This window comes from Falsiroseomonas algicola, assembly GCF_011040385.1.
GTDB classification, from domain to species: Bacteria; Pseudomonadota; Alphaproteobacteria; order Acetobacterales; family Acetobacteraceae; genus Falsiroseomonas; species Falsiroseomonas algicola.
In genome coordinates this window covers 264,835-277,060 of the sequence record NZ_JAAIKB010000006.1, presented here as the reverse complement: position 1 = coordinate 277,060, position 12,226 = coordinate 264,835, and the positions used below count along the sequence as shown (strand labels likewise).

Annotated in this window: 17 protein-coding genes; 12 read left to right on the top strand and 5 right to left on the bottom strand. The window is 71.0% G+C overall.

All coding sequences use genetic code 11. The features are described from left to right. Positions 1-38: 38 nt before the first annotated feature. From G3576_RS16930 to hslV, 4 genes are all read right to left on the bottom strand, one after another. Positions 39-431: a type II toxin-antitoxin system death-on-curing family toxin gene (locus G3576_RS16930; RefSeq protein ID WP_164695602.1), complete on the bottom strand. Its 393-nt coding sequence runs from the start codon at positions 429-431 to the stop codon at positions 39-41. A gap of 10 nt (positions 432-441) precedes the next feature. Then, on the bottom strand, positions 442-666 hold the full coding sequence (locus G3576_RS16925) for an AbrB/MazE/SpoVT family DNA-binding domain-containing protein (RefSeq protein ID WP_164695601.1): 225 nt from the start codon (positions 664-666) through the stop codon (positions 442-444). Between the two features lie 63 nt (positions 667-729). Beyond that, entirely contained in the window at positions 730-2,055 is a 1,326-nt protein-coding gene (gene hslU / locus G3576_RS16920) for an ATP-dependent protease ATPase subunit HslU (RefSeq protein WP_164695600.1), read from the bottom strand. Further along, on the bottom strand, positions 2,052-2,618 hold the full coding sequence (hslV, locus tag G3576_RS16915; protein ID WP_164695599.1) for an ATP-dependent protease subunit HslV: 567 nt from the start codon (positions 2,616-2,618) through the stop codon (positions 2,052-2,054). The genes hslU and hslV overlap by 4 nt, the downstream gene beginning before the upstream one ends. Before the next feature lie 162 nt (positions 2,619-2,780). On the opposite strand from hslV, the gene hisB reads away from it, so the two are divergent. The 10 genes from hisB (at position 2,781) to G3576_RS16865 (ending at position 8,737) form a co-directional block, all read left to right on the top strand. Then, positions 2,781-3,377 (top strand): imidazoleglycerol-phosphate dehydratase HisB, encoded by a 597-nt coding sequence (gene hisB / locus G3576_RS16910; RefSeq protein ID WP_164695598.1) that lies wholly within the window; start codon positions 2,781-2,783, stop codon positions 3,375-3,377. A 2-nt stretch (positions 3,378-3,379) separates the two neighbouring features. After that, a complete protein-coding gene (locus G3576_RS16905) occupies positions 3,380-3,778 on the top strand; it encodes a DUF2628 domain-containing protein (RefSeq protein WP_164695597.1) in 399 nt (132 codons plus the stop codon). Further along, complete coding sequence (gene hisH, locus G3576_RS16900; RefSeq protein ID WP_164695596.1) at positions 3,775-4,428, top strand: imidazole glycerol phosphate synthase subunit HisH; 654 nt, start codon at positions 3,775-3,777, stop codon at positions 4,426-4,428. Before G3576_RS16905 ends, hisH begins: the two co-directional genes overlap by 4 nt. Then, positions 4,425-5,012, top strand: coding sequence for a GNAT family N-acetyltransferase (locus G3576_RS16895; protein ID WP_164695595.1), 588 nt, complete (start codon positions 4,425-4,427; stop codon positions 5,010-5,012). The genes hisH and G3576_RS16895 overlap by 4 nt, the downstream gene beginning before the upstream one ends. 6 nt (positions 5,013-5,018) lie before the next feature. Next, positions 5,019-5,747, top strand: a complete 729-nt coding sequence (gene hisA, locus G3576_RS16890; protein ID WP_164695594.1) for a 1-(5-phosphoribosyl)-5-[(5-phosphoribosylamino)methylideneamino]imidazole-4-carboxamide isomerase — start codon at positions 5,019-5,021, stop codon at positions 5,745-5,747. A gap of 8 nt (positions 5,748-5,755) precedes the next feature. Further along, a complete protein-coding gene (locus tag G3576_RS16885; RefSeq protein ID WP_164695593.1) occupies positions 5,756-5,941 on the top strand; it encodes a hypothetical protein in 186 nt (61 codons plus the stop codon). 95 nt (positions 5,942-6,036) lie between these two features. Continuing rightward, entirely contained in the window at positions 6,037-6,807 is a 771-nt protein-coding gene (gene hisF / locus G3576_RS16880; protein WP_164695592.1) for an imidazole glycerol phosphate synthase subunit HisF, read from the top strand. 1 nt (position 6,808) lies between these two features. Further along, on the top strand, positions 6,809-7,432 hold the full coding sequence (locus G3576_RS16875; protein ID WP_164695591.1) for a phosphoribosyl-ATP diphosphatase: 624 nt from the start codon (positions 6,809-6,811) through the stop codon (positions 7,430-7,432). A 69-nt stretch (positions 7,433-7,501) separates the two neighbouring features. Beyond that, on the top strand, positions 7,502-7,888 hold the full coding sequence (locus tag G3576_RS16870) for a histidine triad nucleotide-binding protein (protein ID WP_164695590.1): 387 nt from the start codon (positions 7,502-7,504) through the stop codon (positions 7,886-7,888). Between the two features lie 3 nt (positions 7,889-7,891). Beyond that, entirely contained in the window at positions 7,892-8,737 is an 846-nt protein-coding gene (locus tag G3576_RS16865; protein ID WP_164695589.1) for a SirB1 family protein, read from the top strand. Between the two features lie 40 nt (positions 8,738-8,777). Here G3576_RS16865 and G3576_RS16860 read toward each other — a convergent pair whose 3' ends face one another. Continuing rightward, positions 8,778-10,271, bottom strand: coding sequence for a UdgX family uracil-DNA binding protein (locus tag G3576_RS16860; protein ID WP_164695588.1), 1,494 nt, complete (start codon positions 10,269-10,271; stop codon positions 8,778-8,780). Between the two features lie 125 nt (positions 10,272-10,396). On the opposite strand from G3576_RS16860, the gene G3576_RS16855 reads away from it, so the two are divergent. Both G3576_RS16855 and G3576_RS16850 read left to right on the top strand, forming a co-directional pair. Further along, positions 10,397-11,341, top strand: a complete 945-nt coding sequence (locus G3576_RS16855) for a 2-dehydropantoate 2-reductase (protein ID WP_235952094.1) — start codon at positions 10,397-10,399, stop codon at positions 11,339-11,341. After that, positions 11,338-12,219, top strand: a complete 882-nt coding sequence (locus G3576_RS16850) for an aldose 1-epimerase family protein (RefSeq protein WP_164695587.1) — start codon at positions 11,338-11,340, stop codon at positions 12,217-12,219. Before G3576_RS16855 ends, G3576_RS16850 begins: the two co-directional genes overlap by 4 nt. The last annotated feature ends 7 nt before the right edge of the window (positions 12,220-12,226 follow it).

Genomic DNA, 12,226 nt, shown 5'->3' with positions numbered 1-12,226 from the left:
GTTCGCGGCGCGGCAAGCGACCGCGTTCGCGCATGTTGTTACGCGCGAGGTGCCGTATGGTCCCGCAGCCAGGCGGCGAATTCCTCTTCCGTGAACTCGCCGGCGGCGAGGTCGAGCATGGCGACGGTCGCCATGGGCTGTGGCGCCACCAGGTCGAGCCCGTTCGCCATCAGGAAGACGCCCGCCGCCAGGAAGGCCGCGCGCTTGTTGCCATCCACGAAGGGATGGTTGCGGACGATGCCATGCGCATAGGAAGCGGCGAGGCGGCAGAGATCCGTCTCGGCCTCATAGGCGTGCCGGTTCAGGGGTCGGGCAAGGGCACTGTCCAGCAGCCCCTCATCCCGCAGACCCTCCGCGCCGCCGAACTGGCGCAGGCTTTCGCTGTGGAGGTAGAGCAGCGCCCGCTTGTCGATCCAGCGGGGGGTGGTCACGCCACGCCCCCTACTTGGCCAAAGCCGCGAAGGTTTCCCGGTACTTGCGCATCATCTCGCGCCCGAGGTCGAGCTGCGCCTCGGTTTCCTGCGGCGCAACGGTCAGCAGCAGCCCATCCGGACTTTCCACGACCTGGAGGCTGTCGCCCTCCGAGAGGTTGAGGCGCGCGAGCAGCTCCTTCGGCAGCACCACGCCCACCGAATTGCCGATCGCGCGCAGCTTGAGGGTCGCCATGTCACAGCCTCCGTGGATACGGAGGTTATAACGCAGCGACCCTGGCTGTGTCCACGTCTGTTATTACAGGATGAACCGCGAGAGGTCGGCGCTGCCTGCCAGCGGCGCGACGCGGGTCTTCACCAGCGCGCCATCCACCGTGATCGTCTCGCCCCCCCGGTCGGAGGCGGTGAAGCTGATCTCGTCCAGCAGCCGCTCCATCACGGTCGCCAGGCGCCGCGCGCCGATATTCTCGACCGTGGCGTTGATCTCGGCCGCGAGTTCGGCGATCGCATCCGTCGCGTCGCTGGTGATGTCGAGCGTGACACCCTCCGTCCCCAGCAGCGCCACATACTGCTTCACCAGCGAATGCTCGGGCTCCGTCAGGATGCGGCGGAAATCGTCGCGGGTCAGGGCGGAGAGTTCGACGCGGATGGGCAGGCGGCCCTGCAACTCGGGCAGCAGATCACTCGGCTTCGCCTGGTGGAAGGCGCCGGAGGTGATGAAGAGGATGTGGTCCGTCTTCACCGGCCCGTGCTTGGTCGTGACGGTCGTGCCCTCGATCAGCGGCAGCAGGTCGCGCTGCACGCCCTCGCGGGAGACGTCGCCGCCGCGGAAGCCGCTTTCGCTGGTGCGGGCGCAGACCTTGTCGATCTCGTCGATGAAGACGATGCCGTTGTTCTCGGCGTTGGACACGGCCTCGCGCGTCAGCGCCTCCTGGTCCAGCAGCTTGTCGGCCTCGTCCTTCAGCAGGGCCTGGCGGGCCTCGGCCACCGTCATCTTGCGGGGCTTCTGGCGGCCGCCGAACATTTTGCCCAGCATCTCCTGCATGTTCTGCATCTGCAGGCCCTGGGCGCCGGGCATGTCCATCATGCCGATCGGCATGCCGCCGGTGGTGTCGGCGACCTGCACCTCCACCTCCCGGCTCTCCAGCTGGCCTTCCCGCAGCATGCGGCGGAATTTCATCCGTGTCTCGCCGGAGGCACCCTCGCCGACCAGGGCGGAGATGAGCTTCTCCTCCGCCGCCAGCTCCGCCTTGGCCTGCACGGATTTGCGCGAGTTCTCCCGCGTCTGCGTGATGCTCACCTCAACGAGATCGCGAATAATGCTGTCCACGTCGCGGCCGACATAGCCGACCTCGGTGAACTTGGTGGCTTCGACCTTCAGGAAGGGCGCGTTGGCGAGCTTCGCCAGGCGGCGGGCGATCTCCGTCTTGCCGCAGCCGGTCGGGCCGATCATCAGGATGTTCTTCGGCACCACCTCCTCGCGCAGGCCCGCTGCCAGCTGCTGGCGGCGCCAGCGGTTGCGCAGCGCGATGGCGACGGCGCGCTTGGCGTCGTTCTGGCCGACGATGTGGCGGTCGAGCTCGCTGACGATTTCCCGCGGGGAGAGGTTCACGGTTTCCGTCACGACTCGATGGTCTCCAGCACGATGTTGCCGTTGGTGTAGACGCAGATGTCGGCGGCGATCTTCATGGCGCGGCGGGCGACTTCCTCGGCGGGGACGCCCTCCACCGTCAGCAGCGCGCGGGCGGCCGCCAACGCGTAGTTCCCGCCGGAGCCGATGCCGATCACGGCGTCCTCGGGTTCCAGCACGTCGCCCTGGCCGGTCAGCAGCAGGCTGCGCTTGCCATCGGCCACCGCGAGCAGCGCTTCCAGCCGCCGCAGGTAACGATCCGTCCGCCAATCCTTGGCGAGTTCGACGCAGGCGCGTTCCAGCTGGTCCGGGAAGCGTTCCAGCTTCGCCTCCAGCCGTTCCAGCAGGGTGAAGGCATCGGCCGTGGCGCCGGCGAAGCCGGCCAGGACGCGGCCCTGGGCGATGCGCCGCACCTTGCGCGCATTGCCCTTTACGACGGTCTGGCCCAGCGAGACCTGGCCATCCCCGGCCATAGCCACGCGCCCATCCTTGCGGACGCAGAGGATGGTGGTGCCGTGCCAGCCGAGGGGATCATGCGGGGAGGAGGAGGTGTTCATGGCCCGCGCATGTGGCATCGGGGCAGGGCCAGTGCAATGCAAGCGGCAGCGTCAGCGGCGCGGAACAGAAATGCAACACGGGCGGGTCGTTCGCCCGATTGTTGCCCCGCCGTCATCACCCGGCCGTGGACCCCGCCCGCCCTATCCGCTAGTGCAGCGCCCATGACGCGCACCGCCAGCATCGCCCGCGCCACCTCCGAAACCGACATCCGCCTGACCCTTGCCCTGGACGGCACCGGCAAGGTGGAGGTCGCGACCGGGGTCGGGTTCTTCGACCACATGCTGACCGCGCTCGCCCGCCATTCGCTGATGGACCTGACCGTCGCGGCCAGGGGCGACCTGCATATCGACGACCACCATACGGTGGAGGATGTCGGCATCGTGCTGGGCCAGGCGCTGCGCCAGGCGCTGGGCGACAAGCGCGGCATCCGCCGCTTCGGGCAGTGCCTGCTGCCGATGGACGAGGCGCTGGCCGAGGCCGCGATCGACATCTCCGGCCGGCCCTTCCTGGCCTGGTCTGTCCCCTTCCAGCGCCCCAAGATCGGCACCTTCGACACCGAACTCGTCGAGGAATTCTTCCGGGCTTTCGCCTTCAACGCGGGCATCACGCTGCACGTCACCTTGAAGGCGGGCACGAATGCCCACCATGTGGCGGAGGCCTGCTTCAAGGCCGTCGCCCGGGCGCTCCGGATGGCGCTGGAGACGGACCCGCGCATGGCGAACGAAATCCCCTCCACCAAGGGCTCGCTGGAGGGCTGATCGTGAAGCTCTACACCGTCCATGCGGCGCCGCCCCCGCCCCCCGGGCCGGAGGGCTGGCCGGAGCCGAAGGTGCGCCCGCCGGTCCTGGTGCGGGAGGGATTCTCCCTGGCCGCGACGATCTTCGGCCCCTTCTGGTTCGCCTGGAACCGGCTGTGGTGGGAGGCGCTGGCGCTGCTGGTGCTGGTCGTCGCCGCGGCCCTGCTGCTGCCCGAACCGCTGCTGAGCGCCACCACCGTCGTCCTGCACCTGCTGGCGGGCTTCGAGGCGCGGGACAGGCTGCGCGCGCGGCTCGCCCGGATCGGGCTGCCGGAACGCGGCGTGGTGGTGGCGGACAGCCTGGACACCGCCTGGTTCCGGCTCGGCCAGCAGCGCCCGGACCTGGTGCGGAGCCTGCCGTGAGGATCGCCGTCATCGATCCCGGCTCGGGCAACCTCGCCTCCGTCAAGCGGGCGCTGGAACGGGTCATCGGCGAAACGGGCGTCGCGGCAGAGGTCGCGGTGACGACGGACGCCGCCGAGGTGCGCGCGGCCGACCGCGTCGTGCTGCCCGGCCAGGGCGCCTTCGCCGCCTGCCGCCGGGGGCTCGACGCCCTGCCCGGCATGGTCGACGCCCTCACCGACAGCGTCATGGGGCAGAAGAAGCCCTTCCTCGGCATCTGCGTCGGCATGCAGCTGATGGCGGAGCGCGGGTTGGAGCATGGCGTGACGCCGGGCCTCGGCTGGATCGCGGGCGAGATCGCGCCGATGGACCCGCGGGACGAGGCGGGCGTGGAACTGCCCCTGCCGCAGATGGGCTGGAACGCGCTGGTGCTGGACCAGCCCGCGCATCCGCTGCTGGCGGGCCTCGCCCCCGGCGCCCACGCCTATTTCGTGCATTCCTACGCGCTGGCTGGCGGCAAACCCGCCGAGTTGCTGGCGAGCGCCCGCTATGGCGGCACGGTCCCGGCCATCATCGGCCGCGACAACATCGCCGGCACGCAGTTCCATGTGGAGAAGAGCAGCCTGGTCGGGCTGCGCATCCTGGCGAATTTCCTGCGGTGGGATCCATGAGCCCCACCATCCAGCGCGCCGGCCAGCACAAGCTGGCCGTCGAGATCGTCACCGAGCTGTCGCCGCATGACCTCGACGAGCTCTGCGAGGCGACCAATGCCGCGATCATCGAGGGTGGCGGCTTCGGCTGGGTGCAGAGCCAGGACCGCGCCGCGCTGGCGCGGCATTTCCGCGGCGTGCTGCTGGTGCCGGACCGCACGCTGTTCATCGCGCGGCTCGATGGCAATGTCGTCGGCAGCGCGCAGCTGGTCCGCCCGCCCCGCAACAACGAAGCCCAGGCCTTCGCGGCGCAGCTCACCCACGCCTACATCGCCCCCTATGCCCGCGGCCACGGGCTGGCGCGGCAGCTGGTGGAGCGGGTGGAGGAATATGCGGCCGGCACCGGCATCCGCGTGCTGAACCTCGACGTGCGGGAGACGCAGTCGAGCGCCATCGCGCTGTTCGAGGGCCTCGGCTACACGCGGTGGGGCACCCATCCCTGCTATGCGCGGGTGGAGAGCCGCACGGTCGCCGGCCATTTCTACCACAAGCTGCTGGAGCCCGGCCGCGGGCGCAGCACGGAAAGCCTGATCGGGGGCGGCTGAACACCCATGGCCTTTACCCTTTACCCCGCCATCGACCTCAAGGGCGGGCAGGTGGTGCGCCTCAAGCGCGGCGACATGGCGCAGGCGACGGTCTATGCCGATGACCCGGGCGCGCAGGCGGCCAGCTTTGCCGCGCAGGGCTTCGCCTGGGTGCATGTGGTGGACCTCGACGGCGCCTTCGCCGGCAAGCCTGCCAATGTGGAGGCGGTGAAGCGCATCATCGCCGCCGTGCCGGGGCTGTCCGTGCAGCTCGGCGGCGGGATCCGGGATATGGCGACGGCGGAAGCCTGGCTCGCCGCCGGCGTCACGCGCATCATCCTGGGCTCCGCCGCGGTGAAGGACCCCGATTTCGCCCGCGCCGCCTGCCGCGCCTTCCCGGGGCGCGTGGCGCTGGGCATCGATGCGCGGGACGGGTTCGTGGCGACGGAGGGCTGGGCGGAGACGAGCAGCACCACCGCGGTGGATCTGGCCAAGGCCTTCGAGGGATCGGGCGCGGCGGCCATCATCTACACCGACATCGCCCGCGACGGCATGCTGAGCGGCGTGAACGTCGCGGCCACCGCGGCGCTGGCCCGCGCCGTCACCATGCCCGTCATCGCCTCCGGCGGCGTCGCTTCCACGGATGATATCGTGGCGCTGAAGGCGGAAGGCGTGGTGGCCGGCGCCATCCTGGGCCGCGCGCTCTATGACGGCCGCGTGGAGCCCGCCGCGGCCCTGGCGCTCGCCGCCGCCTGAGCACTGGCGTGGCCGTTCCGCTGCAACTGGCGGAGACGGCCTGCTTCATCCTCGCGGCCTGGCTGGCGGTGCGGGTGCTGGGCCGGCTGCTGAAGGGGCGGGAGGTGCGCCTCCGGGACCGCAACCTGCGCGCCGCGCTGGTGCTGGCGCTGGCGGGGCTGCTGCTGGGCTGGGCGCGGCAGATCATCGCTTGACCAATGGCGACAACGGTCGCAATCACGCTACGCCTTCGCCATCCGGCGCGGCCCCTGACAAACCCGGACTAGCTGTCCCCAGCGGAGCGCCCCCTGTGCTGGCCCTGCGCGTGATCCCCTGCCTCGACGTCAAGGACGGCCGCGTCGTCAAGGGCGTGAATTTTCTTGAGTTGCGTGATGCCGGCGATCCGGTCGAGCAGGCGCGGATCTATGACCGGGAGGGGGCGGACGAGATCACCTTCCTCGACATCACCGCGAGCCATGAGGGCCGCGACACGATGCTCGACGTGGTGTCCCGCACCGCGGCGCAGGTGTTCATTCCGCTCACCGTTGGCGGCGGCGTCCGCGCGGTGGAGGATATGCGCCGCCTGCTGCTGGCCGGCGCCGACAAGGTGTCCGTCAATTCCGCCTTCGTCACCGACCCCGCGCTGGTGACGCGGGGCGCGGAGGCCTTCGGCAGCCAGGCCATCGTCGTCGCCATCGATGCGCGGTCCTCCGGCGAGGGCACCTGGGAAGTCTTCACCCATGGCGGCCGCCGCGGCACCGGCATCGACGCCATCGAATGGATCCGGGAGGCCGAGCGCCGTGGCGCGGGGGAGATCCTGCTGACCTCCATGGACCGCGACGGCACGCGCCAGGGCTTCGACCTCGGCCTGCTGCGCGCCGCGCGGGCGGCGGTGCGGCTGCCGATCGTGGCCAGCGGCGGCGTCGGCGCCGTGGAGCATTTCGTGGAAGGGGCGAAGGCGGGGGCGACCGGCCTGCTCGCCGCCAGCGTCTTCCATTACGGCCAGATGCGGATCGCGGAGGCGAAGGCCGCGCTGGAACAGGCGGGCCTGCCGATCCGGCCCATGGCAGAGGCTGCGTGAGATGGGCAAGGCCGCGACCCCGAAACTGAAGCCCGCCAAGGCCAAGGCCCCCAAGGCGAAGCCCGCGAAGCCGAAGCCCGCAAAGGCGAAGCTGCCGAAGCCGAAGGCCCTCAAGGCCAAGCTGCCCAAGGCCAAGAAGAAGGCGCTGAAGGTCGCGGCGAGCCTGCCGCTGCCGCCGACCATCCCCGTCGCCGAACAGCTCGCCATGCCGAAGGCGGCGAGTGCCGCCGGTGCCGGCGCGCTCGGCCGCTTCACGGTGGAAGGCGCGGAGGCCGCCATCCTCGACACGCTCTGGCGCACGGTGGAGGCGCGGCGCGCCGCCGGCGATGTGGAGAATTCGCACTCCGCCCGGCTGCTGGCGCGCGGCACCGCCAAGGTCGCCCAGAAGCTGGGCGAGGAGGCGGTGGAATGCGTGATCGAGGCGACGATGGGCAACCGCGCCGCGACGGTGCTGGAAAGCGCCGACCTGCTCTATCACCTCATGGTGCTCTGGGTGGATGCGGGCATCGCGCCGGCCGAGGTCTGGGCGGAGCTGGCGCGGCGCCAGGGCATCTCGGGCATCGCGGAGAAGGCGTCCCGGCCGAAGGGCCTCGTGAAGGCGGCGCAGACGACCAAGCTGCCCTGAAGGCGGGTTGCGCCGGCCCGGTGTCGTCGCCAGAACAGGGGCGCTGACCACGCCTGCGGAGCTTCGACCATGACGCGCATGACCGGCCTGCCGCCCTACGACTCCGGCAACATCTTCGCGCGCATCCTGCGCGGCGAGATCCCCTGCAAGCGGGTGCATGAGGATGAGTTCGCCCTCGCCTTCCACGACATCAACCCGCAGACGCCGGTGCATGTGCTGGTGATCCCGAAGGGGCCCTATGTCTCCCATGCCGATTTCAGCGCGCAGGCGTCGGACGCCGAGGTCGCGGGCTTCTGGCGCGCGGTCGGCAAGGTGGCGCGCGACCTCGGGCTGGAGGCTTCGGGCTATCGCATCCTCTCCAACATGGGCGAGGATGGGGGGCAGGAGGTGCCGCATTTCCACGTCCACATCTTCGGGGGCCGCCGCGTCGGCCGGATGGTGCCGGCGCAGGGCTGAGGCATGAGCAACCCGCTGCAGGATGCGCGGGCGGCGCTGGCCGCGCTCGGCACGCTGCCGGACAGCGAGATCGATATCGGCCAGGCCGCGCTGCAACTGGCGCGCGTCGATGCGCTGGAGGCGGATTGGCGCGCGGGGGCGGAACACCTGACGGCGCTGGCCCGCGCCGCGGTGAATGCCGCCGCCGCGGACAAGGAAGCCGATGCCGGCGACGTTGCCCGCCGCCGCGCCGTCCTCGCCCAGGTCATCCACGGCCAGTTCGGCTATGCCGGGGATGAGGAAACCTATGAGGACATGGCCAACGCCAACCTGCTGCGCGTGATGGAGCGCCGGCGGGGGCTGCCGGTGGCGCTTGGCATCCTCTGGCTGCATGCGGCGGAGGCGGCGGGGTGGGAGGCGCATGGCGTCGACTTCCCCGGCCATTTCCTGATCGCGCTGGCGGGGCGCGGCCAGGTGGTGGTGGATGTCTTCGCCGGCGGCCATGCCATGGATGCGCGCGACCTGCGTGCCACCCTGAAGCGCTTCGCGGGGGAGCAGGCGGAACTCGGCCCTTCGTCGCTGGCGCGCATGGACAAGCGCGCGGTGCTGCTGCGGCTGCAGAACAACATCAAGGTGCGGCGCCTGCGCGGCGGCGACCTGGCGGGCGCCGTGGCCTGCACGGAAGACATGCTGCGCATCGCCCCCGATGCCGCGCCCCTGTGGCGGGAGGCCGGGCTGATGCACCAGCGCCTCGACCAGATCGGGGCCGCCATCGCCGCGCTCGAGAATTTCCTCAAGCTGGTGCCGGAAGGCCCCCAGGCCGCCCGGGTGAAGGGCCTGCTGGAGGAGTTGCGGCAGCGGCTGAACTGAGGACGGTCCAGCGGGGAGCCGGGGGAACCGGCGTGTCCGCTCAGGCCGTCTGCTGCCCCGCCGCCTTCAGATCCTCCACAAATCGGGAAAACTCCCGCGCCTGCCCCTCCTGGTCCGGGATGCGCAGGAGGTAGCTCGGATGCACCGTCGCGAAGACCGGATGGCCTTCCAGTGCCGTCACGGTGGTGCCGCGGGTCTTCATCACCGGCAGCTTCTTGCCCGTCAGCGCCTGCAGCGCCGAGGCGCCCAGCGCCACCACCAGCTTCGGCGCGACGAGCCCGACCTCCCGCAGCAGGAAGGGGCGGTAGTAGGTGATGTCGCCGGCGTCCGGCGACTGGTGCAGGCGGCGCTTGCCGGTCGGCGTGAACTTGAAGTGCTTCACCGCATTGGTGACGTAGGCGGCATCGCGCGGCAGCCCCGCCGCCTCCATCGCGCGGTTGAAGAGGCGCCCGGCGGGGCCGACGAAGGGGCGGCCCTGGATGTCCTCCTCATCACCCGGCTGTTCGCCGACGAAGAGCAGCGGCGCGCCGACCGCGCCCTCCCCGAACACCGGCTGCGTGGCGCGCGTGGTCCAGTCCGGGAGGTCGTTCCGGCCGAGCAGTTCCTGGCGGAGATCGGCCAGCGCCAGGGCGGGATCCTTGGAGGTGTCGAGCAGGTCCATGGCGGCTTCAACGCGCGGCGCCGCGCCAGGCTTCACGGGCACCTGCGCCGGGACATGCACGGCGCGCTGCGGCTGCGGGTTGGGGGCGCCGCCGCCGCGGGCCACCATCTCCCGCACCCGCTGGGGGGCTTCCGCCAGCAGGCGGGGAATCTCGAAGGTCTCCGGCATGTTGCGCCAGTATTTGCGGGGCATCTCGGCCCGCATGGCGTTGGGCTTCACCCGGGCGGGGTTGAAGATCGCGGCGTAATAGGCGCGCCAGAGGGGCTCCACCGCATCATCCGGTGGCACCTCGGCGCGGTTGCCGCCCGGGCCGAAGGACAGGCTCTCCCCGTCCCAGCCCACCGTCCGGCGCGGCGTCACGATGGTCCAGCGCAGGCTGGCGAAGCGGCGGACGAAGAAATCGGCCTCCGCCTCCTCGATATGGTGGTCGGGCTCGAACCAGGCGACGTGGCGCGTGCCGGCCTCCGTCTCCACCTGCCGGAAGCGGAGGAAGGCGTGCATCTTGTGGGCGTCCCGCCGCACCGCCTTGGCCATCGCCTCCAGCCGCGCCACGGCCGGGTCGGTCGAGACCTGCATCAGCGCCGCCTCCCCCGCATGGATGCGCCAGAGCAGGCCATACAGCAGCGCGAAGCGTTCGGGATCGCTGTGGCGGATGGCGACCTCGGCGAGCCCCATGAAGGCGCGGGGCACGGTGAAGCGGCCGGGCTCCGCGGGGGGCGGGGGCGCGGGCGTCTCGCCGAACAGGCCGGGGCTGTCGCCGGCCACGCGCCATTCCACCTGGTCGGGCCTGAGGCCCGCCGCCACCAGGCCGCGCGCCGCCTGCCGCCACCCCCCGAAATCCGCCGGCCCTACCAGGATCGCCGCGACCGCCATGCGAAGCCCCTCCTCGTCAGAGGGAACATTTATAGAACATCGGGCGGCGGCTCAAGCGAGTCGTCCCGGGCTGGACATCGCCCTGGCTTGCGTGATTCTGGCCGTGCACGGGGAAACGGGTGGCCATGATGCGGATGCTGGTGCTGGGGGCGGGCGCGCTCGGCGGCTATTTCGGGGCGCGCGCGATGCAGCGTGGGCTCGATGTCGCCTTCCTGGTCCGCCCGGCGCGGGCGGCCGCGCTGGCGCGGGATGGGCTGCGGCTGCGCAGCACGCATGGCGATTTCGACGGGCCCGTCACCACGATGGAGCGCGCCTGTCCCGGCTTCGATGTCGTGCTGCTCTCCTGCAAGGCCTATGACCTCGATCCCGCGATCGAGGCGATCCGCCCGGCGGTGGAGGCGGGCGCCTGCGTGCTGCCGGTGCTGAACGGGCTGTCGCATATCGACCGGCTGAACGCCGCCTTCGGCGCGGCGCGCGTCTGGGGGGGCCTCGCGAAATGCGCGGCGACGCTGCGGCCGGACGGCACCATCCAGCACCTCAATGACTGGCACTGGCTGACCTTTGGTGAACAAGGGGGCGGGGAGCAGGACGGCGCGCTGGATGGCCGTGCCGCCGCCTTTGCCGCGGCGCTGGGCCAATCGCCGGGGCTGGTGGCGGAGGCGGTGCCGGACATCAGGCGGCGCATGTGGGAGAAGCTGGTCCATCTCGGCACCGTCGCGGCCGGCACGGTGCTGATGCGCGCCAGCGTCGGCGAGATCATCCGCGCCGGCGGCCGCGGCTTCCTACTGGCGCTGCTGGAGCGCAACGCCGCCATCGCGGCGGCGCAGGGCTTCCCGATGTCGCCCGGTTTCATGGAGAGCTACCGCGCGATGTTCTCCGATGCCGGGAGCGCCTACACCGCCTCCATGCTGAGGGATCTCGAAGCGGGCGGGCGGACGGAGGCGGAGCACATACTGGGCTTCCTGACCGATGCCGCGCGTGCGGCGGGTGTGCCGGAAGACCTGCACGCGCTGGCGCTGCTGCACGCCCGCGCGCATGACCAGCGGCGGGAGGCGAAGCGACGGCCATGAGCGGTTCAGCGGATCGGATCAGCCTCGGCACGCCGAAGCTCAAGGCCGTGGTGAAGGCCGAGGGTGCGGAACTCACCAGCCTGAAGGACGGGGAGGGCCGCGAGCTGCTCTGGCAGGCGGAAGCCGCCTGGCCGCGCCATTCGCCCGTGCTCTTCCCGATCGTGGGGAAGGTGAAAGACGACACGCTCCGCATCGGGGAGGCGAGCTTCCCCATGGGCCAGCACGGCTTCGCGCGCGACAGCCGCTTCACGCTGGTGGAGCATGACGCGACGGGGTGCCGGTTCCTGCTTCAGGACAGCGAAGCGACGCGCGCCATCTACCCCTTCGCCTTCCGCTTCGAGGTCGCCTATGCCCTGCATGGTGCGACGCTGGCCGTGACCTATGGCGTCACCAATGCGGGGGAAGGCACGCTGCCCTTCTCCGTCGGCGCGCATCCCGCCTTCCGCTGGCCGCTGCCCGGCAGCGCCGGCAAGCTCGCGCACCGCATCGAGTTCGAGCAGGAGGAGGCCGGGCCCTTCTTCCGGCTGAACGACAAGGGCCTGATCGACCAGACGCCGCATGCCCTGCCGACGCATGGCCGCACGCTCGGACTGCGGGAGGATCTGTTCCGGCCGAGTGCGATGATCCTGCTGAACCCCGCCAGCCGCCGCCTGCAATACGGCGCGCCGGGTGCGCCGGGGCTGGAAGTGGCCTGGCAGGGCTTCGGCCAGCTCGGCCTCTGGATGAAGCCCGGCGCCGATTTCCTCTGCATCGAGCCCTGGGCGGGACACGCGGATATCGATGGCTACGACGTCGATCTCTGGTCCAAGCCGGGGATCGAGATGCTGGAGGCGGGAGAGACGCGGCGCTTCACCTGGCGGGTTTCCGTCACGGGATAGCGGGCGC

Coding starts and splice junctions, on each gene's coding strand:
- G3576_RS16875 (WP_164695591.1), top strand. CDS start 6,809: ATGGGCAAGGCCGCGACCCCGAAACTGAAGCCCGCCAAGGCCAAGGCC.
- G3576_RS16870 (WP_164695590.1), top strand. CDS start 7,502: ATGACGCGCATGACCGGCCTGCCGCCCTACGACTCCGGCAACATCTTC.
- G3576_RS16865 (WP_164695589.1), top strand. CDS start 7,892: ATGAGCAACCCGCTGCAGGATGCGCGGGCGGCGCTGGCCGCGCTCGGC.
- G3576_RS16855 (WP_235952094.1), top strand. CDS start 10,397: ATGATGCGGATGCTGGTGCTGGGGGCGGGCGCGCTCGGCGGCTATTTC.
- G3576_RS16860 (WP_164695588.1), bottom strand. CDS start 10,271: ATGGCGGTCGCGGCGATCCTGGTAGGGCCGGCGGATTTCGGGGGGTGG.
- hisA (WP_164695594.1), top strand. CDS start 5,019: ATGGCCTTTACCCTTTACCCCGCCATCGACCTCAAGGGCGGGCAGGTG.
- G3576_RS16850 (WP_164695587.1), top strand. CDS start 11,338: ATGAGCGGTTCAGCGGATCGGATCAGCCTCGGCACGCCGAAGCTCAAG.
- G3576_RS16895 (WP_164695595.1), top strand. CDS start 4,425: ATGAGCCCCACCATCCAGCGCGCCGGCCAGCACAAGCTGGCCGTCGAG.
- G3576_RS16925 (WP_164695601.1), bottom strand. CDS start 666: ATGGCGACCCTCAAGCTGCGCGCGATCGGCAATTCGGTGGGCGTGGTG.
- hisB (WP_164695598.1), top strand. CDS start 2,781: ATGACGCGCACCGCCAGCATCGCCCGCGCCACCTCCGAAACCGACATC.
- hslV (WP_164695599.1), bottom strand. CDS start 2,618: ATGAACACCTCCTCCTCCCCGCATGATCCCCTCGGCTGGCACGGCACC.